17 protein-coding genes and 2 riboswitches are annotated in these 23,373 nt (G+C 64.0%); of the genes, 9 read left to right on the top strand and 8 right to left on the bottom strand.

The features are described from left to right. The first annotated feature begins 14 nt into the window (after positions 1–14). The 5 genes from pdxA to JQ628_RS27215 all read left to right on the top strand — a co-directional run bounded on the left by pdxA (position 15) and on the right by JQ628_RS27215 (position 6,061). On the top strand, positions 15–1,007 hold the full coding sequence (gene pdxA / locus JQ628_RS27235; protein ID WP_212227386.1) for a 4-hydroxythreonine-4-phosphate dehydrogenase PdxA: 993 nt from the start codon (positions 15–17) through the stop codon (positions 1,005–1,007). Next, positions 920–2,242 (top strand): four-carbon acid sugar kinase family protein, encoded by a 1,323-nt coding sequence (locus tag JQ628_RS34900; RefSeq protein WP_212227378.1) that lies wholly within the window; start codon positions 920–922, stop codon positions 2,240–2,242. Before pdxA ends, JQ628_RS34900 begins: the two co-directional genes overlap by 88 nt. Before the next feature lie 284 nt (positions 2,243–2,526). Then, the gene (gene ribB, locus JQ628_RS27225; RefSeq protein WP_212227376.1) at positions 2,527–3,603 is read left to right on the top strand and encodes a 3,4-dihydroxy-2-butanone-4-phosphate synthase; all 1,077 of its coding nucleotides are present in this window, start codon (positions 2,527–2,529) and stop codon (positions 3,601–3,603) included. Positions 3,604–3,781: 178 nt separating this feature from the next. Continuing rightward, positions 3,782–4,996, top strand: coding sequence for an acyl-CoA dehydrogenase (locus JQ628_RS27220; protein WP_212227374.1), 1,215 nt, complete (start codon positions 3,782–3,784; stop codon positions 4,994–4,996). 147 nt (positions 4,997–5,143) lie between these two features. Continuing rightward, positions 5,144–6,061: an MBL fold metallo-hydrolase gene (locus JQ628_RS27215; protein WP_212227372.1), complete on the top strand. Its 918-nt coding sequence runs from the start codon at positions 5,144–5,146 to the stop codon at positions 6,059–6,061. Between the two features lie 110 nt (positions 6,062–6,171). Here the strand turns inward: JQ628_RS27215 and JQ628_RS27210 are convergent, their stop codons facing one another. Next, the gene (locus JQ628_RS27210; protein ID WP_212227370.1) at positions 6,172–7,032 is read right to left on the bottom strand and encodes a DUF1499 domain-containing protein; all 861 of its coding nucleotides are present in this window, start codon (positions 7,030–7,032) and stop codon (positions 6,172–6,174) included. A gap of 137 nt (positions 7,033–7,169) precedes the next feature. Further along, entirely contained in the window at positions 7,170–8,069 is a 900-nt protein-coding gene (locus JQ628_RS27205; RefSeq protein WP_249128475.1) for a LysR family transcriptional regulator, read from the bottom strand. 88 nt (positions 8,070–8,157) lie between these two features. On the opposite strand from JQ628_RS27205, the gene JQ628_RS27200 reads away from it, so the two are divergent. Continuing rightward, positions 8,158–8,400, top strand: a complete 243-nt coding sequence (locus JQ628_RS27200) for a hypothetical protein (RefSeq protein WP_212227369.1) — start codon at positions 8,158–8,160, stop codon at positions 8,398–8,400. Between the two features lie 10 nt (positions 8,401–8,410). On the opposite strand, the gene JQ628_RS27195 is transcribed toward JQ628_RS27200, so the two are convergent. The 5 genes from JQ628_RS27195 to JQ628_RS27175 all read right to left on the bottom strand — a co-directional run bounded on the left by JQ628_RS27195 (position 8,411) and on the right by JQ628_RS27175 (position 12,963). Beyond that, the gene (locus tag JQ628_RS27195) at positions 8,411–9,259 is read right to left on the bottom strand and encodes an alpha/beta fold hydrolase (RefSeq protein ID WP_212227367.1); all 849 of its coding nucleotides are present in this window, start codon (positions 9,257–9,259) and stop codon (positions 8,411–8,413) included. Positions 9,260–9,359: 100 nt separating this feature from the next. Next, positions 9,360–9,563, bottom strand: coding sequence for a hypothetical protein (locus JQ628_RS27190; protein WP_212227359.1), 204 nt, complete (start codon positions 9,561–9,563; stop codon positions 9,360–9,362). Positions 9,564–9,609: 46 nt separating this feature from the next. Then, positions 9,610–11,955 carry a 5-methyltetrahydropteroyltriglutamate--homocysteine S-methyltransferase gene (metE, locus tag JQ628_RS27185; RefSeq protein ID WP_212227357.1) on the bottom strand — a complete coding sequence of 782 codons (2,346 nt, stop codon included), beginning with the start codon at positions 11,953–11,955 and terminating at the stop codon, positions 9,610–9,612. Positions 11,956–12,071: 116 nt separating this feature from the next. Next, a riboswitch (cobalamin riboswitch) is annotated at positions 12,072–12,274 on the bottom strand. A gap of 47 nt (positions 12,275–12,321) precedes the next feature. Next, positions 12,322–12,735: a bleomycin resistance protein gene (locus JQ628_RS27180; RefSeq protein WP_212227355.1), complete on the bottom strand. Its 414-nt coding sequence runs from the start codon at positions 12,733–12,735 to the stop codon at positions 12,322–12,324. A gap of 36 nt (positions 12,736–12,771) precedes the next feature. Beyond that, the gene (locus tag JQ628_RS27175) at positions 12,772–12,963 is read right to left on the bottom strand and encodes a KOW motif-containing protein (RefSeq protein ID WP_212227353.1); all 192 of its coding nucleotides are present in this window, start codon (positions 12,961–12,963) and stop codon (positions 12,772–12,774) included. A 336-nt stretch (positions 12,964–13,299) separates the two neighbouring features. Between JQ628_RS27175 and JQ628_RS27170 the strand changes: the two genes are divergently transcribed. Further along, the gene (locus JQ628_RS27170; RefSeq protein ID WP_212227345.1) at positions 13,300–14,079 is read left to right on the top strand and encodes a hypothetical protein; all 780 of its coding nucleotides are present in this window, start codon (positions 13,300–13,302) and stop codon (positions 14,077–14,079) included. A 45-nt stretch (positions 14,080–14,124) separates the two neighbouring features. Here the strand turns inward: JQ628_RS27170 and JQ628_RS27165 are convergent, their stop codons facing one another. Beyond that, a complete protein-coding gene (locus JQ628_RS27165) occupies positions 14,125–18,342 on the bottom strand; it encodes a TIR domain-containing protein (RefSeq protein WP_212227343.1) in 4,218 nt (1,405 codons plus the stop codon). 598 nt (positions 18,343–18,940) lie between these two features. Beyond that, a riboswitch (cobalamin riboswitch) is annotated at positions 18,941–19,162 on the top strand. Between the two features lie 115 nt (positions 19,163–19,277). Here JQ628_RS27165 and JQ628_RS27160 point away from each other — a divergent pair. Together JQ628_RS27160 and JQ628_RS27155 are read left to right on the top strand one after the other, a co-directional pair. Continuing rightward, entirely contained in the window at positions 19,278–22,154 is a 2,877-nt protein-coding gene (locus JQ628_RS27160; protein WP_212227341.1) for a ribonucleoside-diphosphate reductase subunit alpha, read from the top strand. Positions 22,155–22,174: 20 nt separating this feature from the next. Then, a complete protein-coding gene (locus tag JQ628_RS27155) occupies positions 22,175–23,311 on the top strand; it encodes a ribonucleotide-diphosphate reductase subunit beta (RefSeq protein WP_212227339.1) in 1,137 nt (378 codons plus the stop codon). Positions 23,312–23,373: the final 62 nt, after the last annotated feature.

Below are 23,373 nucleotides of genomic sequence, written 5' to 3'. Positions count from 1 at the left end.
AAAAAGCGAGAACCATGGCAACGCAACGTATCGGGATCACGATGGGCGACCCTGCCGGGGTCGGCGCCGAGATCATCTGCCGCGCGCTCGGCGATCTTGCGCCGGCCGACCGCCGCGAGATCGTGATCTTCGGTTCGGCCGCGGTTCTCGATCGCGCCAACGCGCTGACCGGCGGCAAGGTGTCGTTTGCACCCACCGACGATGGCCGCGCCAATGGCGAGGTCGCCGTCGTCAATGTCGAGGTGCCGAACGCGGATTCCATTCGCGACGGCAAGATGAGCGCCGCCGCCGGCGCATGCAGCTATGCCTATATCGATCACGCGGTTTCCGCCGCGCTGAAGGGCGACATCTCGGTCATCGTCACGGCTCCCATCAACAAGGAAGCGCTGCATGCGGCGGGCTATCATTTCGACGGCCACACCGAACTGCTCGCGCATCTCACCGGCGCCAAATCGTCGTTCATGCTGCTGGCGTCGGAAAGGCTGTCCGCCATCCACGTCTCGACCCACGTCTCTCTCGCCGGAGCGGTGGGGCGCGCCACGATCGAGCGCGAACTCGCCACGATCAGGATCGCGAACGCTCACCTCAAGCGGCTCGGCATCCAACGTCCGCGCATTGCGGTGGCGGGGCTGAACCCGCACTCCGGGGAAAACGGCCTGTTCGGCACCGATGAGATCGAACGGATCGCGCCCGCCATCAAGCAGGCGCAGCAAGAAGGCATCAATGCCGTCGGCCCGATCTCCGCGGATACCGTGTTCTTTCGCGCCATGCAGGGCGAATTCGATCTGGTCGTCGCTCAGTACCACGATCAGGGCCATATCCCCTGCAAGCTGGTTGCGTTCGACACCACCATCAATGTCAGCCTCGGGCTTCCGATTCTTCGTGTCTCGGTGGATCACGGGACGGCATTCGATATCGCGTGGAAGGGCGTCGCGCGTCACGAGAATATGAACGCCACCATCGCTTACGCCCGCCGTCTGGCATCGGCGCCGTCCCACGCCTCATAGCCGTGAAGGGCAACTCCCTCGAAGTCGCCATCGTCGCCGATGACCTGACGGGGGCACTCGACATGGCTGCACCGTTTGCAGCCCAGGGATTCGTCACGCAGTTGCTGCTGGACCCCGAACGAAGCACGGCACGCGGCGACACCCGGATACTGACGCTGACGACTGCCAGCCGCGACTTGCCGCCCGCAGTCGCCGAAGCAAATATTCGCGTCGCGATCCATCACGCGCTCGCGCGCAAGCCTCGTATATTGATCAGCAAGATCGATTCCGCCCTGCGCGGAGACGTGGCCGGAGCGATTCTGACCGGCCTCAAGGCCAGCAATATCCGCCACGCCTTGATCGCGCCGGCGGTGCCGAGCCAGGGGCGCAGCCTGCGCGGCGGCGAAGTTTACGTGAACGGCGTTGCCTTGCGCGACAATCCGCTCGGCTTCGTACCGTCATCGCTGCCGTCAGCGCCGCTGCCGGAGTTGTTACGCCGGGCGTCCGCCGAACTGTCGGTGCATTCGTGGCCGCGCGGTGAGCCGCAGCCGCTCAGCGATGCGCCGGGACTGCATGTCTATGTCGCCGATTGCGAGTCCGATGCGGATATGGACAAGCTGGCGCGCCTTGCGATCGAGCATTCGGACAGGCTGCTGGCGGTCGGCGCTTCCGGATTGGGAACGGCCATGGCTAGGCAGCTTGGCGCTCGGGGAACGGAAGGGGCCGTATCGGGCCATCCGGTACCGGCACAGCCCTGCGCGGCTGTTCTATTCGTGATCGGTTCCCGCACGCATGCCAGCACCGACCAGGTCGCGAGGCTGCTGGCGCAAGGGGCTCGAGAAATTGCCATGCCGTTTCCTGCCGCCGAACGCGCCATCAATTCCGCAGATGCCGCGGCTCGCAGTGCCAACGCATCGCTCATCCTCCTGCGGCCATCGGCGTTGCTTGAATTCGATCGGAGTTCGTCGGGCGAAATCGCGTCAGCGCTCGGCACGAACGCGGCCAGCCTGGTTCGCCGCCTTGCGATCCGCACCATAGTGATGTCCGGCGGGGATACCGCGCTCGCGGTGTTCCGGGCGCTCGGCGTCGCTGAGGCGCATCTGTTGCGCGAGTTGTCGCCCGGCGTGGCCCTCGGCAGTTTCTGGCTCGATGGCGAAGAGATCATGTTCGTCACCAAGTCCGGCAGCTTCGGCGATGCGGATGCGTTGGTCGATATCTCCCGCGCTCTTCAAGGCGGTGGCGGTTCTTTCCGATAGTCCCATTGGATTGCTCTCCCCCTGCGGGCCGCGGCCGGCCCGTGCCGCTGGGCGGAAATTCTACTGGAATCGCCCGGCGTCTCTTTCCGGTACGTGCTCCTGTTCTTATCTGCCGGCTATGGCGAGCGGGACCTCGCCTCGTCCACGGCTTTCATGTCCGGTCCGCTCTGCGAAACGCCATGCATAGGACGAGGACGGTGAGATTCTGCCCTGCGGATTGACGCTGGCGCAACCTTGCGAGTCCGGCTAATCCATCCCGGCATAAACCGAGAGAACTTTTCGAAATGGCCGATACGATCCAGGAAGTGCTGCAAGCCTTTGCCAGGGGCGAACTCGTCGTCGTCACCGATGACGACGATCGCGAAGGCGAGGGCGACCTGATCGTCGCCGCCTCGCTCTGCACCGCCGAGAAGATGGCCTTCATTATCCGCCACACCTCCGGCATCGTCTGCGCGCCCATCACGGGTGACGACGCGCGCCGCCTGCGGCTCGATCCGATGGTGGCGCATAACGACTCCAACCACACCACCGCGTTCACGGTGTCGATCGACTACAAGCCCGATGGCGGCACCGGCATTTCGGCCGACGAGCGCGCCTCCTGCTGCCGGGCGCTGGCCAATCCCAACGCCGGCGCCGCCGACTTTGCCCGGCCCGGCCACATCTTTCCGCTGATCGCGCGCGACGGCGGCGTGCTGCTGCGCTCCGGCCATACCGAAGCGGCCGTCGATCTCTGCAAGCTTTCCGGCCTGCCGCCGGTCGGGGTCATTTCCGAGCTGATGAACGACGACGGCACGGTCATGAAGGGCGAGCAGGTCGCGCGCTTTGCAGCCAGCCACAAGCTCAAGCACGTCACGATCGCTGACATGATCGCCTGGCGCCAGGCGCGCGAAAAGCTGATCGAGCGGGTCTCGACCTTCACGACCGAAAGCCCGATCGGAACGCTGCAAGGCTATGCCTACCGATCGCCGTTCGATTCCATCGCGCATGCCGCCTTCGTCTATAACGGCGTCGGCGACGGCAGGAACGTGCTGACGCGGTTGCACAAGCCGAACATCGTTAAAGACCTGTTCACCGGCGGCGCGCGCATGGAAGCGGTGCTGAAGCATTTCCAGCGCAACGGGCGTGGCGTGCTGGTTTACCTGCGCGATGGTGCGGCCGGTGTTCCCGTCGAGCCCGTCGGCGAGCAGAAGACGGCGGAGGCCGACCGCCACAGGCAGTGGCGCGAGGTCGGCGTCGGTGCGCAGATCCTGCGCGATCTCGGCGTGACGTCGATCCGCAACCTGACGTCGTCGGTGCACGACTACAAGGGACTGTCCGGTTACGGCATCGAGATCGTCGGCAACGAGCCGCTCGAAGGATAAACTACGCGGTCATTCCGGGGCGCATCGTAGATGCGAACCAAGGGGCGCCGTTGCGCCCCTGAGAATCTCGAGATTCCGTGTTCGCACTATCGCGTGCCCCGGAATGACGGGACGGGATTTGCGCTATTCGCGCTAGCGGATTACCTTATCGGCAATTGACCCAGCGAAAGGAATTCTCATGAGCGTCAAAGCTCAGGCCAAGGACAAACCGGCGGCGGCTTCGTTCGATTGGAGCGATCCGTTCCTGCTCGACGAGCAGCTCACCGAAGACGAGCGCATGATCCGCGACACCGCGCGCGCCTATGCGCAGGACAAGCTGCTGCCGCGCGTCACCAAGGCCTATCTGGAAGAGAAGACCGACCGAGAGATATTCAACGAGATGGGCGAGCTCGGCCTGATCGGCGTCACGCTGCCGGAGGAATATGGCTGCGCCAACGCCAGCTACGTCGCCTATGGCCTCGTCGCCCGCGAGATCGAGCGGGTCGATTCCGGCTACCGCTCGATGAACTCGGTGCAGTCTTCGCTGGTGATGTATCCGATCTATGCTTATGGCGACGAGACCCAGCGCAAGAAGTACCTGCCGAAACTCGCCACCGGCGAATGGGTCGGCTGTTTCGGCCTGACCGAGCCGGACGCCGGTTCCGATCCCGGCGGGATGAAGACCCGTGCCGAGAAGGTGTCGGACGGCTACAAGCTCAATGGCGCCAAGATGTGGATTTCGAACGCGCCGATCGCCGACGTGTTCGTGGTGTGGGCGAAATCAGCAGCGCATGACAACCAGATCCGCGGCTTCGTTCTCGAGAAGGGCATGAAGGGGCTGTCGGCGCCGAAGGTCGGCGGCAAGCTCTCTCTGCGTGCCTCCATCACCGGCGAGATCGTGATGGACAATGTGGTGGTGCCGGAAAGCGCGCTGCTGCCCAACGTCTCCGGCCTGAAGGGGCCGTTCGGCTGCCTCAACCGCGCCCGCTACGGCATTTCCTGGGGCGCGATGGGCGCCGCGGAAGACTGCATGCATCGCGCGCGGCAGTACACGCTGGACCGCAAGCAGTTCGGCCGGCCGCTGGCGGCAACCCAGCTCGTGCAGAAGAAGCTCGCCGACATGGAGACCGAGATCGCGCTCGGACTTCAGGCGTCGCTTCGCGTCGGCCGCCTGATGGACGAGGGCAAGATGGCCCCCGAAATGATCTCGATCGTCAAGCGCAACAATTGCGGCAAGGCGCTCGACATCGCCCGCGTCTCGCGCGACATGCACGGCGGCAACGGCATCCAGATCGAGTATCACGTGATGCGCCATACGGCGAATTTGGAAACCGTGAATACGTATGAAGGCACCCACGACGTGCACGCGCTGATCCTGGGACGTGCGATCACGGGAATACAGGCGTTTTCGTAAGGTACTCCCACCTCATCCTGAGGAGCCCGCATCGCGGGCGTCTCGAAGGATGGCCGCGCGACGGATATCGCCCGATGCTTCGAGACGGCCCTGCGGGCCTCCTCAGCATGAGGGTTCGGTGGCGCGGCCCTTCATGCAGGATCAGCCATGGCCGACAACGACGACATCCCCTTCAACCGCGACTTTCCCTTAAAACCCGGCGTGGCCGACGAAGCCCGCCCCGGCGTGCGGCGCGTACTCTGCAACAATCCGAGCCCGTTCACCTTCACCGGCACCGTCAGCTACATCGTCGGCCGGGGCAATGTCGCGATCATCGATCCCGGCCCGGATGACGAGGCGCATGCCAAGGCGCTGCTGGATGCGGTGCGCGGCGAGACGGTGACGCATATCCTCGTCACGCATACCCATCGCGACCACTCGCCGAACACGGCGCGGATCAAGCAAGCTACCGGCGCGCCTGTCTATGCCGAGGGCCCGCACCGCGCCTCGCGGCCGCGGTTCGAGAGCGAGAAGCATAATCCGGAATCCGGCGCCGACCGCGACTTCCGGCCCGACGTCCAGGTGAAAAACGGCGACGTGATCGAGGGAGACGGCTGGCGGCTGGAAGCGGTAGCGACGCCCGGCCACACCGCCAACCATCTTGCCTTTGCCTGGCCGGAGCGAAAGATCAATTTCGTCGGCGATCACGTGATGGGCTGGTCGACCTCGATCGTGGCGCCGCCCGACGGCTCGATGATCGACTACATGGCCTCGCTCGAGCGGCTCGCGCAGCGCGACGAGGATCTCTATTTCTCCGGACACGGGCCGGAAATCCCCGAGGGCCCGCGCTATGTCCGCTTCCTGGAACGGCACCGCCGCGCGCGCGAGGCCTCGATCCTGCACCGCCTCACCAAGGGCGAGGCCGACATCCCGACCATGGTGCGTGCGATCTATATCGGCCTCGACCCGCGCCTCTCAGGCGCTGCCGGCTATTCCGTGCTGGCGCATCTGGAAGATCTGGTCGCGCGCGGCATCGTGGCGACGGATGGTGATCCCGTGATTGGCGGGACGTACCGGATGGCTTGAGCTGTCATTCCGGGATGGTCCGCAGGACCAGACCCGGAATCTCGAGATTCTCAGGGGCGCAAGGGCGCCCCATAGTTCGCGCTTCGCGCGCCCCGGAATGACGACTGAAGTTACTGCTTCTTCACCGTCTTCGCCGGCCCCTTCGGCGGTGGCGTCGGGGCCTTCTTCACGACCGGCTTGTTGGCGGCGGCTTCCGCGGCGGTGTTGATGTCCTCGATCAGCTTTGAGACCCGCGCGGCGTTGCTGCCGAGGTCGCCCTCGAAATAGCGCGAGGAGGAGCGGATATCGACGCGGGAGTCGTCGCCGTCGGGCGTGATGCGGATCGAGACGTCCTCGCGAAAACCCATGATCGGCGTGCGCGCCACCGCCTCGATGCGGCCGATGCGGCGCGGAAGCTGCGGCGGGCGCTCGTCGATCACGGTCCATTTGCGCTTGTGGATGATCGCAAGCGTCACGTCATAGGCGCGCTGCACCGGCATTTCGAGCTCGACCGTCTCGATATCGGGATAGGCGATGCGCTGCTGCTCGGCCGAGTACAAACCGGCATAGACCGCCGAGTTGGTGCCGTCGCCGGTGCGCAGGCGCGCCAGCGCCTCGAACCGCGGCGGGTCGATCGGGTCGGTGGTGATGTCGTGGATCGCCGGCAGCTTGCGGTATTGCAGGGCCAGATAGGCGGGATAGGCGAGCACGACGGCGTTGATGAGAAAGGCAAGCAGGATCCGGCTCATGCCGCGCGCGCCGGTCTGCCAGATCGCGACAAAGGCCGCGAGGCCGAGCAGGATCGAAAGGCCGGCCAGGCCCAGCGCGCCGAAAAAGGTCGCCAGCGCCGGCTTCATCTCGAGGAAGCCGAAGCGGACGATCAGGATCGAGACGATGACCGCAATCACCGAGAACACGGCGAGATTGCGCGACCATGTCGCAAGGCCGGACACGGGCTCCGACTGGTAGGGGGCGGAAAACCTGCGGGCCATCCCTCAAACTTCCATCATGAAATCATGCCGCCGATGTTCGGATTCGCGCCTCGTGGTCGGCGCGCCTGAACTAGCGCATTTGCTGCCCCCGGGGAAAGCAGCTTGCCGGAAATTCGGTCCAAAAGGTGGTCGGCTCCTCATCGGGCCTCGCCAAATTGTGCGGCCAGAAAGTCGACAAAAGCCTTGACGCGCGGCGCGCGGTGACGGCCCGGGACCGTCAGCGCATGGATGGCAAAGGATTCCGGCACGTGGCTATCCCCGAGCAGGGGGACGAGGGCGCCTTGCTGTAGGGCGCGCGCGACCATGAAATCCGCCAGCCGTGCGATGCCGAGCCCGGCCACGGCCATATCGAGCAGCAAATCGGCATTGTCGCTGGTGAATGTGCCGGAGATGGCGAGCCGGTTGATGCCCTCATGGGTGTGGAACGGCCAGCGCGACCATGCCGGTCCCGGCAATGTCAGGCAATTATGCCGGAGGAGATCGGCGGGCACGCGCGGCGTTCCGCGCCGCTCCAGATAAAGCGGACTGGCGCAGATCACGCGCGTCGCCTCGGCGAGCTTGCGCGCCACCAGCGTGGAATCGCCGAGCGCGCCGGAGCGGATCGCCACATCGACCTGCTCGGCGACCAGATCGATCTGCCGGTCCGAAACGTGAAGCTCGACGCTGATATCGGGATGGCCGGCCAGGAAGGCGGGCAGCGCGGGACCGAGGATTTGCTTGGCGATGGCGGTGCCGACGCTGATCTTCACATGGCCGCGCGGCCGTTCGCTCGCCGCCGTCACTTCGGCCTCCGCGGCTTCGATCGAGGCCAGGATTTCGCGGCTGCGGGCGACGAACAATTCGCCCTCCGCGGTGAGAGCCAGCCTTCGCGTGGTTCGGGTCAGCAGCCGTACGCCCAGCCGATCCTCGATCCGGGTCACCAGCTTTGACAGGGCCGACGGGGTCAGGCCCAGGTCGGTGGCCGCGGCGGCAAAGCTGCCGCGCTCGACGACCCGGACGAAAGCGCCCATTTCCGAGGAGGCGGCACTATAATTCATGAATTCAATTCACGTATGATCGTATCTATCAGCCTATTATATCACGATTTATACCTAATATATCAAGCCTCCGACAACGGAGGTCAGCATGGTCCGGGAAAGCAATTCCAGCGGTGCGGTCTCACAGGCGCAGGACGGCGATCGTGTCCTGCGTTATCCCGATGGCAGCATCAATTTCGACGCCTACCGGGCGGCCGCACGGCGCGCACGGCAGGCCGCCATCGCATCTTCGATCGAAGGGGCAGCAAGCTTTGCCCGCGACGCGGTGTGGTGGCTGACCGGCAGGTCCGGATCGTCCGCGGCAAAACAGCAAACCCACCACATCAGGTAACGCCGGGCGTTCACCGCGCCTGCCCGAGAAAGCGCAGGACGTCGTCACTGAACTGCTGCGGGTCCTGTAGGAACGAGAAATGGGTCACCTGCGGCTGGATCAGGAGGCCTGCGTTCGGGATGCTGGCGGCCATGAATTCGGTGTTCTCGCGCTTGATCGCTTCATCGCGGTCGCCGTCGACGATCCAGGTCGGGACCTTGATCTTGGCAAGATCGGCCGCCGTCCATTTCGGCTGGGTGTCCCACATCTGCTTGATCTGGTCGACAAAGGCATTGTACGCGGTCGGCGTCGGCGACAGGCGCTTGTACTCCTCGCCGGCGCGCCCGATGAAGGCGTTGAAGACGTCGCTCTTCGAGATGTCCGCTACGGCAGAGGGGTCGGAGTTGGCCGCAAAGGCGAACAGCTTCGAGATGCGATCCGGATGCTTCATCGCGATGTCGAGGCCGATGATCGCGCCGTCGCTCCAGCCGACAATCGCAGCCTTGCCGATCTTGAGATAATCCATCAGGCCGATCACGTCGGATGCCATCAGGTCGTAGCCATAGGGCTGCGCGTCGCGGCTGCTGCGGCCATGGCCGCGGCTGTCGAGCACGATGACGCGATAGCGGTCCTGCAATGCACGGACCTGGTGCGCCCAATAATTGGAATTGGCAAGGCCGCCATGGATCATCACGACCGGATCGCCATGGCCGAAGGTGGCGTACCAGATCTTGATGCCGTTGACCGGCGCGAGGCCGCTTTCGGCAGCTTTCGGCAGCGTCGGCGTGGGCGGCAGCGTGAGCCATCGCGGCGCGGCATGCGCGGCGGTGAGTGAAGAGAGCAGGGCAATCGCAATAAGCCAACGACGAAAAGCCGGCATAATGTTCTCCTGGCTGAACGGCAGCAGACTTAGCAGCGTGTGCAAATGCCAGCTCCGCAATTCATTGTGACTTCAAGGTGAGACTCAGTTCCCTTGCGGTTCATGCGCGGGTCTTTTCAGCCGAACCAAAATGCTGTTCGAGCAGTTGCTCCGGCGTTTCGGTGACCTGCACCGTCTGGGCATCGTTGCCGACAAAGGCGAGCATAGTGCGGTCGGCCTCGCGCCACATGCTGCCGACGAGGGCGATGTTGATGTGAACGGTCTGCCCCGTCTCAAAGCGCGTGCATTCGATCCAGAAGCGCATGGCTCCTCCTTGCTTGCTCGGGTGAGAGACGGGGCAGACGCCGATGCTACGCCAGCTCTCTCAGTTCACGCGCGGCGGCCACCATGTTGGCAAGCGCCGGGCGCACCTCTTCCCATTTGCGGGTCTTCAGGCCGCAATCCGGGTTGATCCAGAGCTGGCCGTCGGATAGCTGCTGCCGCGCGAGTTTCAGCAACTCCGTCATTTCAGCGATTTCGGGTATTCGCGGCGAATGGATGTCGTAGACGCCCGGGCCGATCTCGTTCGGATAGCGGTAGTTCCTGAAGGCGTCGAGCAGCTCCATTTTCGAGCGCGAGGTTTCGATCGAGATCACGTCGGCGTCCATCGCGCCGATCGCATCGATGATGTCGTTGAACTCCGAGTAGCACATGTGGGTATGGATCTGCGTCTCGTCGCGCACGCCGGAGGAACAGATGCGGAAGCTGTCCACGGCCCAGTCGAGATAGGCCTGCCACTCGGATTTTCGCAGCGGCAGGCCTTCACGCAGCGCCGCCTCGTCGATCTGGATCATGCCGGCGCCAGCGGCTTCCAGATCCGCCACCTCGTCGCGCATCGCGAGCGCGATCTGCCGGCATGCTTCGCTGCGCGGAATGTCGTTCCGCACAAACGACCAGTTGAGGATGGTGACCGGCCCGGTCAGCATCGCCTTCATGGGCTTTTCCGTCAGCGACTGGGCATATCGCCACCACTCCACCGTCATCGGCAGCGGCCGCGAGACGTCGCCGAACAGGATCGGCGGGCGTACATAGCGCGAGCCGTAGGACTGCACCCAGCCATTCTCGGTGAAGACGAAGCCGGAAAGCTGCTCGCCAAAATACTGGACCATGTCGTTGCGCTCGAACTCGCCATGCACGAGCACGTCGAGGCCGATGGTTTCCTGCCAGCGCACCGCCCGCTTGGTCTGGTTCTGGAGGAATATCTTGTAGCCGGCATCGCTCAGCTCGCCCTTGCTGTGGGCCGCGCGGGCCTTTCTGATTTCCGGCGTCTGCGGAAACGAGCCGATGGTGGTGGTCGGAAACGAAGGCAGCTTGAACCGCTGGTGCTGTGCGGCGGCACGCTGCCGGAACGCGCTGGTGCGGCGGCGCATGCCATCGTCAATCGACGAGAGGCGCTGCGCAACCTTCGGATCGTGAATGCGCGACGACGTCTTGCGCGCCGAGGCGGCGGCATCGGACGCCTTCAGCGCCTGTGCCGCATGCTCGCGGCCGCTGCCCAGCGCGGTTGCCAGCGTGGCCAGTTCCTCGATTTTCTGGATGGCAAAAGCCAGCCAGCTCGACACTTCGGGGTCGAGTTTGGTCTCCAGGCCAAGATCGATCGGCACATGCAGCAGCGAGCAGGAAGGCGCGATCTGCACGCGCTCCTTGCCGAGCATGGCGATGACAGGCTCGATCCGGTCGAGAACCCCGGTGAGATCGGCGCGCCAGATGTTGCGGCCGTCGATCACGCCGAGCGAGATCACGCAGTCGTCCGCGAGCTTGGCGACATCCTCGAGCTGCTCCGGCGCGCGCACGAGGTCGAGATGCAGGCCGGCGACCGGAAGCGCAAAGGCGGTATCGCGGTTGTTGCCGAGCGCGCCAAAATAGCCTGCCAGCATGATCCTGATCTGCGGCACCTCTTTCGCGAAAGCCGCATAGGCCTGTTGCAGGGCCTTTTGCGCTGAAACATCCAGGTCGAGCACGAGGCAGGGTTCGTCGAGCTGCACCCATTCCGCGCCGCGCCCGGCAAGTTCGCGCAACACTTCGACATAGACCGGTAGCAGCCGGTCGAGCAGCGAAAGCGGCTCGAAGCCGGTCTCCTTGCTCTTTGCGAGTTTTAGGAAAGTGACGGGGCCGATCAGCACCGGGCGGGTCTGATAGCCGAGCGCCTTGGCCTCTTCATATTCCTCGATCGGCTTGCGTGAGGCGAGGGCGAAGCGCTGGTCCCTGCTCAGCTCGGGCACCATGTAGTGATAATTGGTGTCGAACCATTTTGTCATTTCGAGCGCCGGCACGCCGTGCGCATGATGGGCATGGCCGCAGGATTCGTCATGCGCGCCGCCATTGGCGCCGCGCGCCATGGCGAAATAGGTGGCGAGCGAAACAGGCCCGCCTTTCCAGCCATAAACGTCCGGGATCGCGCCGACCATGACGGCGGTGTCGAGCACCTGGTCATAGAAGGAAAAATCGTTGGAAGGGATCACGGTGACGCCGAGCTTTTTCTGGCGCGCCCAGTTGGCCGCGCGCAGCCCGATGCCGGTTTCGATCAGCGCCTGTTCGTCCGTCGCCCCGGACCAGAAGCTTTCCAGCGCGAGTTTGAGTTCACGGCGCGGACCAATCCGCGGCGTGCCGAGTGTTGCAACGGCAAGTGAAGAGACCGAGTTGGTAGAGGAGGACATTGGCTTAACCCCAATCAGTTGGGGGCAAAGGCCGAAGTGACACGTCTGGATTCCGCAACAACGCGATGCAGCGTTGCGGGAAATCGCAACCGCACCACCGGGACACCCCGCCCGAGGACGTGTATGTTGTCGAGGCAGGTCTCCTGGCTCGCGGGTCACGGCTGCTGTCTCGTCTTCCCAAATCCCTCGCGGGATTCAGTGACTTTGTTGGACAGCGGCTCGCCGCTTACAGTTGCGGGGGCAGCTCCGGCCTTGCACCGGCTTCCCTCTTAGCTCCGGGGCAAGCGGACCCCGGAGAACCACGACAGGTTCGAATTATCCGAGGGAACGTCCCGCCGTCAACCTCCCGCTCCCTCTGGCAATCGCTCAAGAGTTCGTGGGCGCCTGCTTGATCGGGCTGCCGAAGCTCAGGAAATAGCCGTTGGGATCCTTGATCGCGAATTCGCGCAGCCCGTAAGGCATGTCCTCGGGTCCCCATTCGGCCGTGCAGTTGTCCTTGATGCGTTCCCAGAGCGCGTCGGCATCGTCGACGTAGAAATACTGGGTGGCCGTTGCGTGCGGCGGCCCGAGATGGGCGTTGGTCATGAACATGATGGCGACGTCGTCACGGCTCAGGCGACACCAACCGTCGCCCGGTTGAAAATCCTCGCGACGAAATCCGAGAATCGTTTCGTACCACGTGATGGTACGCTCGATGTCGAGCGTCTGAAGCATCGGCACCAGGCCTTGGAAGCGCGGCATCGTCGGCTCCGTCTCGCGAGACTTGAACGGCGCGACCATGATGCCCGCGCGGCTCGCGACTTTTTCGGGGGTGTCTCAGTTTGACTTCTCTGACACCAAATCGATCTGCCTAAGTGCCACGTCCAGTGGAGTAACGCGGCCATAGACTTGAACGTCCACTTTCACGGTCTGTTCGCCTATTTCCTTCACCTCGCCCCGAAAACCGGCAAACGGGCCATCGATGACTTGCACGATGCGGCCTTCGAGTCCCGACAAAGAAGAGTTCATCTGAATTCCTCCCTCGATCCTGTGCCCGCCGTGCGCGGCTGAAGCCCGTCGCGGAGCTGGTCCTCTCCCTCAATCTCGCACAGGTTGATCATACCATTTCACTCAATTGCGTTAAAGTGCGGCTTTGGTATGCTCTGGTTGCCGAACATGGGCGGGGCGCAAGCGATGAGCTTTCGATTGTGATCACCCCCGAGGGCAAATAACGCGCGAACCTCTCGGCAGTGTAAGCAGGATCACAACTCCGCAACCAGACAGCGAGTATAAGTCCAATCGGGTGCTCAGAGCAGCCAAGAGCTCAGTCAGCTCCCGCAGTCCGGCTGAGGACAGGAGTGGCCAATGAGAAAGTACATTCTTTCGGCCAGCCTTTTGACAATACTGGCCCCAAATGCGCTGGCGGAAGGGGCGCGATACCAGGAGTGCCGGCAATCCGGCGCTCGTCTCGGCTGGTTCGTTGCGAGCTACACCATGAAGGATGGGAAGCGCATCGAAAATTCCGTAGAAGATCTCAGGCAGACGTGCACGCAAGCCGATTACGAGGATTCGCGGCGGACGGCCGCAATGTGGGGCGAAAAATGGCCGCAGCTCGAGCGAGAGTCGGCGGACGACCAGCGCAAGAGCACGAATGATACGTCGACCGCACGCCAGACACGCGAAGATTCTTCCAACGAACGCCAGGGCCGCAACGACACGTCGAGCGCGCGCCAGACACGCGACGACCCTCCAAGCGGACGCCAGAGCCGCGACGACACGCCGGACCGACGTCTAACTCGGAGCGGGTCTGACTCCGGCGGTGGGCGCGGGTCGGGCGGTGGCCGCGACTTTGGTGGCGGTCGCGACTTCCGCGGTGGCCAGGACCTCGGCTCCGGCAGAGGCTTCGGCAGAGGCGTCATTATTGTCGGCGGCTCCGCCGGCACGCGTGGTGGCAGTGGCGGCGGATTGATTGCTTCCACCAGACCTGGCGGCGAGATCTCCGATAGCGCGCACCGGCCGGGCGGGCGTGCCGGCGCCAGGGCCGGTAAAGTAACGCGCCCCATCAGCCGCCAATACAGTCACGGCGGCCGGCTCTACAGTCGGCCCGGTATGGGAAGACCGGGCTACTACCGGTACGGCTACTAGGCCTGGACGTGGACAGAAGAGGGCCGTCGAGAATGCTCGGCGGCCTTATTTCACCACCGCAGCCCATATGGCAGGGCCCAGGTCGAACCAGTATTGCAGGGAAAGCGGACCGACGCGTCTGCACGGGTTGGTGCCGGCAAACGCGGACAGAACCGGATCCGCGGTGTCCGACGACGTGAACATCTGGGCGCCGCGCAGTTTCCCGGCGCAGACGCGGCGGATCAGATCTTCACGCCGGATCGTTGTCCCGAAGCTTACATCCCACATCCGCGCGGTTCCGTCTCCGGACGCGGTGACGACGCGCGTTCCGTCGGGACTGAACTCAGCGCTGGCAACACCGTCGCTATGGCCCTTCAGCTCGCGCAACACGAGCCCGCTGGCCACATCCCACACCCGTGCGGTCCGGTCGTACGATGCCGTGACGATCCGTGCGCCGTCGGGACTGAACGCGGCGGAATACAGCGCGTCGGTATGACCCTTCAGCTCGCGCAGCACGCTGCCGCTGACGGCATCCCACACCCGTGCAGTCCGATCGTACGATGCTGTGACAATGCGCGCGCCGTCGGGACTGAACGCTGCGCCCATGACTTTGTCGGTATGGCCGGGGAGGGTGTGCAGCGTTTTTCCGCTCGTGGCGTCCCATACCCGCGCGGTCTGGTCGAAGGATGCCGTGACGATCTGCCTCCCGTCCGGACTGAATGCGACGCTCATGACCCGGTCGCCGTGGCCCTCGAGCTTGTGGAGCGTCTCGCCGGTCGCGGTGTCCCATACCCGCGCGGTCTTGTCTCCGGACGCGGTGGCGATGCGCGTTCCGTCAGGGCTGAACGCGACGCCATTGATGACGCCGCCGTGTTCGGCCAGTTCGCGCAGGGTCTTGCCGTTGGCGGCATCCCATACGCGCACGGTACCGTCATCTGACGCGGTGGCGATACGCGTCCCGTCCGGGCTGAACGCCGCGCCGGCGACCCCGTCACGATGGTCCTTGAGCTCATGCAAGAGGGCTCCGCTTGCGGCGTCCCACACCCGCGCAGTCTTGTCGGTCGATGCGGTAACGAGGCGCGCGCCATCGCGACTGAATGCCGCGCTGAGAACCCATTGCCGATGACCCGCGAACACAAGCAGCGGATCCCCGCTGGCGACGTCCCAGACCCGTGCGGTCCCATCGCCTGACGCCGTCACGATACGCTTGCCGTCAAGGGCGAACACGGCGGCGCGCACCCAGCTTCCATGGCCAGTAAGCTCACGTTGCGCTTCACCGTTGCCAGCGTCCCAAAGCCGTGCCGTTCCGTCTTCCGACGCCGTGAGAATGCGCCGGCCGTCCGGGCTGAACACCGCGCTATGAACCCTGCTGCGGTGGCCCGTGAGCTCGCCCAGCATCTCACCGCTTGTCGCATCCCACACGCGCGCCACGCCGTCGTCGGAGGCCGTGACGATGCGGGCGCCGTCCGGACTGAACTCTGCGTCGAGAACGACGCTGCGGTAGCCTTTGAGCTCACTGAGCTCTGCGCAGCGGGCGGCATCCCATACCCGCGCGCTTTGGTCCCGCGACGCCGTAACGATGCGGGCCCCGTCCGGGCTGAACGCGGCGCGGTAGACCTCGTCGCGGTGTCCCTTGAACCGGCACGCCGGCTCGCCGCTGGCAACATTCCAAACAATCGCAGTCTTGTCCTCGGATGCGGTGACGATGCGGCTCGCGTCGGCGCTGAACGTCGCCGCATACACCTTTGCATCGTGTCCCTTGAACTTGCCCAAAATCTTGCGCCCGGCGGCATCCCAAATCCGCGCGGTGCCGTCTTCAGAGCCAGTGACAATGCGCGTGCCGTCGGGGCTGAATGCCGCAGTGGAGACATCGCGATCGCCGAACTCGCTCTCTAGCTCGCCGCTGACGGAGTCCCAAAGCCGCGCCGTGCGATCTTTCGATGATGTAACGATGCGCTTGCCGTCGGGGCTGAACGCGGCTCCCCGTATCTCCCGGCCGCGGTCCGTGAATGCGTGCAACAGCGGGCTCATTTGCGCGGCGCCGGCAAGTTTGGCCTCGAGCCCACTCATCTCCGGCGTTGACCAGCCAAGCGCCACCGGTAGATCGCCCGGAGCCGGCAGGCCCTGTAGGGCGATCCGCATGGCCGCATCATAGTGTTGATCGATGATCGCCTGGTTCGCCAGGTTGGTCAGCACTCGCGCTTCACGTCTGTCGGTCGCGCGCGCCTGGTAGAGTCCTGCGGCCAACGCCATCAGGCCAATGAAGAAGACGCCGATCGTCGCCCAGCGCGCCCGTCGCTGCGCCCTCTCGCGCGCTGCAAGTTGTGCCTCGCGATCGCGGCGCTGCGCCTGCGCGACGGCGCGGCAAGCCGCCAGGTACGCGCGCTCGGCCGGCTCCACTTGAGAAGCGAAATCTTCGCGACCTGCCACGCGCTCGGCTTCCTCCAGTCGCCCGCCTGCATGGGCGATCCATTCCTGGCTGCGATCGTTCTCGGCCCAGTCGTGCGCCGCGCGCTTGACGCCTTCGAGTGCGGCGAGGTCCTGGAAATCCGCGGCCAGCCAGGTTTGCAGCAGACCCCACTGGCGCAACAGCGCCTCGTGCGCCGGCTCGATCGTCACCTCACCGGTGCCTCGTGCGACGTCGGTCGCGAGCAGCCTCATCTCGATCAGGTAACCGATCAGTGGCGCCGCTTCGGCTGGAAGCTCACGCATCCGGGCGACACGGCGGCGCGGCGCGCCGGTGGCGAGGTCGACATTGGCAAGCGCCGGGATGAGGCCGCGACGCAATAGCGCAAGCCGCGCGGCGCGCTCCTTGGGGATGGCCGGATCGGCGTCAGCAGCGCTGAGCGCTCGCTCGACGGCGGCTTCGATCGAGCCGCGGACGCGGCCGAGCTCATCGTATTCGCTGAGCCTGAGATCGCCGTCACCCCCGTGCTCTAGGTACAGCCGCTCGAGCGTGAACGCGAGCAGCGGCAGTGCGTCCTTTCCACCGGCTTCAACATCGGCCAGCAGCGCGTCGACCAGCGGCTCTTCGATCGTGAGGGCGCGCGCCGTACCCTCTAGTCGCCGCGCGGGCGCCTTGATGATCTCGGCGTAGGCGCCCTTCGGCATCGCCGCCAGACTGAACGTGTCCTGGCGGATACCTTCCAGCGGCTTTGCCATCTGGAGGCGCTCATAGGCATCCGAGCGAATCGTGAAGACGGCCGCGACCGCGGGGCTGTCGATCGTCAGCAAGTCCTTCAACACCGTCAGAAAGGCCTCCGCCTCGCTGGCGCCCTCGGCCAAAAACAATTCCTCGCCCTGATCGATGGGCACAACGAGAATCGGCGGACGGCCTGCCGCTTCGGCATCGCCGATGAGGACCATTCGACAATGAACCTGGAGAAGGTCCGCCAACAGGGGCCTTAAGGTCGGCGCGCCGCCATCGACGGATGCTCTAATTCTGGCGCGTGTGCAAGCAAGGCCGCGGGCGTTGAACGCCGCCTCGAGGCAGGCCACGAGTCCCGTATCGCCACTGAGCACCGCGCGCTGCGGACGCACCACCGGCATGACCAGGAAGTGGCGATCGTCCCGCGCCAGACGCGGAACCAGCCCTGCGCGCAGGAACGAAGACTTGCCCGCGCCCGACGCCCCGAGGATGACCATGAGGCGGGGGGCCACCGCTTCGCGCAGCCCGCGCAGCCGATCCAGCGCTTCGACGATCGGACCTTCGCGCCCGAAAAAGATGCCGGCGTCCTCGGCCTCCAGCGGACGCAAGCCACGATACGGTGGACGGTTGGAATCATCGGGCGGCGGCCAATCGAAGTACTTGGCGTCGAGGCCGGCCTTCTGAAGCCCGGCCTTGAGCCGCGCGAGGCCTTCCGCCGAAAACGTGACATGCGCTTCGTTACCCGACTCCGGGAGCGTGACGCGCAACATCATGTGGTCGCGCCCGGAGGCGAGCCACACAAGTTGCCACGTGCCGGTCAAGTCGGCAGGCAAATCATCGAGCGGAATATCCTCGACCACGACGCCGAACAGGCGCTTGCCGAGGCGTTGAGCGAGATTAAGCTCCTTGAGGCACCAACGCGAAGCAAGCCACGCCTTGGAGATGAGGAAGAGGATCACCTCGCAGCGGCTCGCTGCCTGATTGAGCGCGCGTTCCCACCGGTCTCCCGCAACGATGCCGCGTTTGGGATCGAGATCGAGGAAGAGATCGTCCCAACCCTCACCGATCAACCAATTCCGCAACGCAACCGCTTCGGCGTTGTTCGCGCTGGAATGGCTCAAGAAAATGCGAGCCAAACAATCGTCTCCCTGTCACACTGGACGGCTGCACATTCTAGCCGACGCTCGGGAAAATTGCAGCAATTTCCACATGCGACCTCAGGTCAGGAAGCCACGAAAGCGAAGTTGATAGCTTCCTTCAGGATCAGTTTTGGACAGCGACTCAGATTGAGCTTGCGATCCGCGATCCTCTGGCGGCAGTCTGAAGCACTTCAGCGCCAAAGCGTGACGCTAGCTGGCAGATCAGCCCGCGGCAGTAAGAATCGAACCAAGGTCGGAGCTCAACCTATGCAGGGCCGAGGTCGTCAATAGATCGGCCGTCGTTAAAGAAACTTACTTCGTAAAAATCTATCCGGAGGCGCGTCAGGGAAGCCGTGCAGCATTTTCGTTATGGCCACTATGGACTCAAGATGCCGCCGTCGCGAACTACACTCACGGAGCCCTGCTTCATTTAACTCATGCACGTGTGGTCGCCGCGGGATGTAGTCCTTGCAAGAAGCTGATCGCCGATGAAATTTCAAACTGAGACGCCACCGATTTTTCACAGCTTTGCACAGCCCGAACCGAAATTATGAAGATGGCGCTGTCCGGCCATTGACAGTCGGTCGCGAATAGCACCACATGTAGGCGTCACGGTTCCAGCAAATCCCAGATTTGGTGGCTAAGAGGGAAGCCGGTGAATCGCGCGGTTCCGCGCGGCGAATCCGGCGCTGCCCCCGCAACTGTAAGCAGTGAGTTGCTCCCGACTTTACGTCACTGACGCGGGTACCGCGTTGGGAAGACAAGGGAGTGACGGCGACCTGCGAGCCAGGAGACCTGCCGCGACACCGAAAACACGTCCACGGGCGGGGTGTCCCGGCGGTCGCTCGCAGACCTGTGCCGGTAACTTGCGCCGGCATCTCATGCAGCGTCGCCTTCGGCATCCGGCCCCAACAACATCACGGGGTCCTCAGATGTCACTTTCTCTCGAACGCGAAACCAGGCCGGCAGCGATCATCCAGTTGCGCAGCGAGTCGCTCGCTGCGGCGGAAGCGCAGCCGCCGATGCAGGTCATCAGGCGCAACGGCACGGTGTCGCGTTTCGACGCCGGCAAGATTTCGGTCGCGATGACCAAGGCGTTCCTGGCGGTCGAAGGGCACACGGCGGCGGCGTCGCGCCGCGTGCACGAGATCGTCGAGCAATTGACTGCTGACGTCGTGAACGCCTTGTCACGCCGCGTCAGCGAGGGGCGCACCTTTCACATCGAGGACGTGCAGGATCAGGTCGAACTGGCGCTGATGCGCAGCGAGCACCACAAGGTGGCCCGCGCGTATGTGCTGTACCGTGAGGAGCGCTCCCGGCAGCGCCACGAACAGGCAGCGGCGAAATCGGCCGCGCCGTCGAATGAGCCAATCATTCATGTGACGCTGCCGAACGGCGCCAGGACACGGCTCGACAGCGCGCGGCTGGCGCTGATAACAGGCGAAGCCTGTGCCGGCCTCGACGGCGTCGATGCGGCGCCGGTGATCGCGGAAACCCACCGCAACATCTATGACGGCATCAGCCAGGACGAACTGGCGCTCGCCTCCGTGATGGCCGCGCGCACGCTGGTGGAGCAGGAGCCGAATTACGTCTATGTCAGCGCGCGCCTCCTGCTCGACAAGCTGCGCACCGAAGTGCTGTCCTATGTGGATGGCACGCCGGCCAGCGCCTCACAAGCCGACATGGCCGTGCGCTACGCCGAATTTTTTCCGGCCTATATCAGGACGGGCATCGGCGCCGAATTGCTCGACCCCGAGCTCGGCCGTTTCGACCTCAAGCGGCTTGCCGCCGCGCTGAAACCCGAGCGCGATTTGTCGTTCCAGTTCCTCGGGCTCCAGACGCTGTATGACCGCTACTTCCTGCATGTCGCCGGCAACCGGATCGAACTGCCGCAGGCCTTTTTCATGCGCGTCGCGATGGGGCTCGCGATGCGCGAGATCGACCGCGAGGGGCGCGCGATCGAGTTCTATGATCTCTTGTCCTCTTTCGACTTCATGGCCTCCACGCCGACGCTGTTCAATTCCGGCACGCTGCGGCCGCAGCTATCATCCTGCTTCCTGACGACGATCGCCGACGACCTCGACGGCATCTTCAAGTCGATCAAGGACAACGCGCTGCTGGCCAAATATTCCGGCGGGCTCGGCAATGACTGGACGCGCGTGCGCGGGCTTGGCGCGCACATCAAGGGCACCAATGGCGAAAGCCAGGGCGTAGTGCCGTTCCTGAAAGTCGCCAACGATACCGCGATCGCTGTCAACCAGGGCGGCAAGCGCAAGGGCGCGGTGTGCGCCTATCTGGAGACCTGGCATGTCGATATCGAGGAATTTCTGGACCTGCGGAAGAATACCGGCGACGACCGCCGCCGCACCCACGACATGAACACCGCGAACTGGGTGCCCGACCTGTTCATGCAACGCGTCGAGGCGGATGGCGACTGGACGCTGTTCTCGCCGGACGAGACGCCTGATTTGCACGATCTCTACGGCAAGGCCTTTGCCGAGCGCTACGCCTTCTATGAAGCCAGGGCCGCGCGCGGCGAGATCCGCGTGTTCAAGCAGGTTCGCGCCGTCGACCTCTGGCGCAAGATGCTGACCATGCTGTTCGAGACCGGGCACCCCTGGATCACCTTCAAGGATCCCTGCAACATCCGCTCGCCTCAGCGCCATGCCGGCGTCATCCACTCCTCGAACCTCTGCACCGAGATCACGCTCAACACGTCGGACGATGAAACGGCGGTCTGCAATCTCGGCTCGGTCAACCTCGCCAACCACATCCAGGACGGCGGACTGAACGAGGCGCGGCTGAAGAAGACGGTGACGATTGCGATGCGCATGCTCGACAACGTCATCGACATCAATTTCTACACCATCCCGGAAGCGCGCCGTTCGAACCTGCGGCATCGCCCCGTCGGTCTCGGCCTGATGGGTTTTCAGGACGCATTGCACCTGTTGCGTATTGCGGTGGCCTCCGATGCCGCGGTTGCCTTTGCCGACACCAGCATGGAGGCGATCTCCTGGTACGCGATCTCAGCCTCGGTCGATCTTGCGGCCGAGCGCGGGCGCTATCCCTCGTTCGAGGGCTCGCTGTGGAGCCAGGGTATCTTGCCAGTCGATTCGATTGAACTGCTCGCCAGGGAACGCGGCAGCATGGAGATGGATCGTAGCGTGTCGCGGGACTGGATTGGCTTGCGCGAACGCGTTCGCTCAGTCGGCATGCGCAATTCCAACGTGATGGCGATCGCGCCGACCGCGACCATCTCTAACATTTGCGGCGTCGCGCAATCGATCGAGCCCGCCTATCAGAACCTCTACGTCAAGTCGAACATGTCCGGCGATTTCACCGTGGTCAACGAGCATCTGGTCCGCGACCTCAAGGCGCGCGGCTTGTGGGACGAGGTGATGGTCAACGACCTCAAATATTTCGACGGCAGTGTCGGGGCCATCGATCGCATCCCCGACGATCTCAAGGCGCTCTATGCCACCGCCTTCGAGATCGACAGCGCCTGGCTGATCGAGGCCGCGGCGCGGCGTCAGAAATGGATCGACCAGGCGCAGTCGCTCAACCTCTACATCGCCAACCCTTCCGGCAAGAAGCTGGACGCGCTCTATCGCCTCGCCTGGTCGCGCGGGCTGAAGACGACCTATTACCTGCGCTCGCGCAGCGCGACCCATGTCGAGAAATCGACGCTGAAGGGAACCGACGGCAAGCTCAACGCGGTGTCTTCGGCCGTACTGATGTCGCCGGCGCCTGACCTGTCCGGCGCGATCGCGTGCTCGATCGACAATCCCGATTGCGAAGCGTGCCAGTAAGCGGGGGAGGGGATATCAACATGCTCGACTGGTCCGAACCTTCCGCGCCCGTTCGCCCGCTGCCGCCGTCGGCAATTGCCGCGAAGCCAATCGCGTCACCTGCCGAAGCGACCGGCCTCGGCACCATCGACCGCCGCGGCGGCCGGGTGTCGGTGGACGAAAAGCGCATGATCAACTGTCGCGCCGACGTCAACCAATTGCTGCCGCTGAAATACAAATGGGCCTGGGAAAAATACCTCGCCGGCTGCAACAATCACTGGATGCCGACCGAGGTCTCCATGCAGGCCGACATCGCGCTCTGGAAGTCGCGCGACGGCCTCACCGAGGACGAACGCCGCGCCATCAAGCGCAACCTCGGCTTCTTCGCCGCGTCCGAAAGCCTCGTCGCCAACAACATTGTGCTGGCAATCTACCGCCACCTCACCAATCCGGAATGCCGGCAATATCTCTTGCGGCAGGCATTCGAGGAAGCCGTGCATACCCATACCTTCCAGTACATCGTCGAAAGCCTTGGCTTGGATGAGGGCGAGCTGTTCAACATGTACCGCGAGGTGCCTTCCATCACCGACAAGGCGGCGTGGGCGCTCAAGCATACGCAGCACCTCGACGATCCCGACTTCAAGACCGGCACGCCGGAGGCTGATCAGGCCTTCCTGCGCGATCTCGTCGCCTTCTATGTCATCTTCGAGGGCATGTGGTTCTACACAGGATTCGCGCAAATCCTCTCGCTCGGCCGGCGCAACAAGATGGTGGGGATCGCCGAGCAGTACCAGTACATCCTGCGCGATGAATCCATTCACCTCAATTTCGGCATCGACGTCATCAACCAGATCAAGATCGAGAATCCGCATCTATGGACCAGGTCGTTCCAGGATGAAATCCGCGCCATGGTGCGCGAGGCGGCCGAACTGGAAGCGGCCTATGGCCGGGACACCATGCCGCGCGGTTTCCTCGGCCTGAATGCTGCGCTGTGCGAGACCTACATGCATTTCATCGCCAACCGCCGCTGCGCCCAGCTTGGCTTAGCGCCGGTATTTGCGGAAACGGAAAATCCATTCCCGTGGATGTCGGAGGCGATGGACTTGAAGAAGGAAAAGAACTTTTTCGAGACGCGCGTGATCGAATACCAGAACGGCGGCGCGTTGAACTGGGAGTGAGCAGCCAATAAAGCAAAATCCGCGCAAGCTCCTCACGGAGTTTGCGCGGATTGTTTGGAAAG

It is taken from the genome of Bradyrhizobium lablabi (assembly GCF_018129385.1).
Classification (GTDB): domain Bacteria; phylum Pseudomonadota; class Alphaproteobacteria; order Rhizobiales; family Xanthobacteraceae; genus Bradyrhizobium; species Bradyrhizobium lablabi_C.
The sequence above is the reverse complement of the archived record's forward strand: the minus strand, read 5'-3'. Positions and strand labels throughout refer to the sequence as shown.

Bases quoted from the DNA above. Each gene is read 5' to 3' on its own strand.
- JQ628_RS27180 (WP_212227355.1), bottom strand. From the start codon at position 12,735: ATGGTCGCGCCGTTCAAGTCTCGCGAGACGGAGCCGACGATGCCGCGC.
- ribB (WP_212227376.1), top strand. From the start codon at position 2,527: ATGGCCGATACGATCCAGGAAGTGCTGCAAGCCTTTGCCAGGGGCGAA.
- JQ628_RS27170 (WP_212227345.1), top strand. From the start codon at position 13,300: ATGAGAAAGTACATTCTTTCGGCCAGCCTTTTGACAATACTGGCCCCA.
- pdxA (WP_212227386.1), top strand. From the start codon at position 15: ATGGCAACGCAACGTATCGGGATCACGATGGGCGACCCTGCCGGGGTC.
- JQ628_RS27195 (WP_212227367.1), bottom strand. From the start codon at position 9,259: ATGCCGGCTTTTCGTCGTTGGCTTATTGCGATTGCCCTGCTCTCTTCA.
- JQ628_RS27155 (WP_212227339.1), top strand. From the start codon at position 22,175: ATGCTCGACTGGTCCGAACCTTCCGCGCCCGTTCGCCCGCTGCCGCCG.
- JQ628_RS27200 (WP_212227369.1), top strand. From the start codon at position 8,158: ATGGTCCGGGAAAGCAATTCCAGCGGTGCGGTCTCACAGGCGCAGGAC.
- JQ628_RS27205 (WP_249128475.1), bottom strand. From the start codon at position 8,069: ATGAATTATAGTGCCGCCTCCTCGGAAATGGGCGCTTTCGTCCGGGTC.
- JQ628_RS27160 (WP_212227341.1), top strand. From the start codon at position 19,278: ATGTCACTTTCTCTCGAACGCGAAACCAGGCCGGCAGCGATCATCCAG.
- JQ628_RS27215 (WP_212227372.1), top strand. From the start codon at position 5,144: ATGGCCGACAACGACGACATCCCCTTCAACCGCGACTTTCCCTTAAAA.
- JQ628_RS27220 (WP_212227374.1), top strand. From the start codon at position 3,782: ATGAGCGTCAAAGCTCAGGCCAAGGACAAACCGGCGGCGGCTTCGTTC.
- JQ628_RS27175 (WP_212227353.1), bottom strand. From the start codon at position 12,963: ATGAACTCTTCTTTGTCGGGACTCGAAGGCCGCATCGTGCAAGTCATC.
- JQ628_RS27190 (WP_212227359.1), bottom strand. From the start codon at position 9,563: ATGCGCTTCTGGATCGAATGCACGCGCTTTGAGACGGGGCAGACCGTT.
- metE (WP_212227357.1), bottom strand. From the start codon at position 11,955: ATGTCCTCCTCTACCAACTCGGTCTCTTCACTTGCCGTTGCAACACTC.
- JQ628_RS27210 (WP_212227370.1), bottom strand. From the start codon at position 7,032: ATGGCCCGCAGGTTTTCCGCCCCCTACCAGTCGGAGCCCGTGTCCGGC.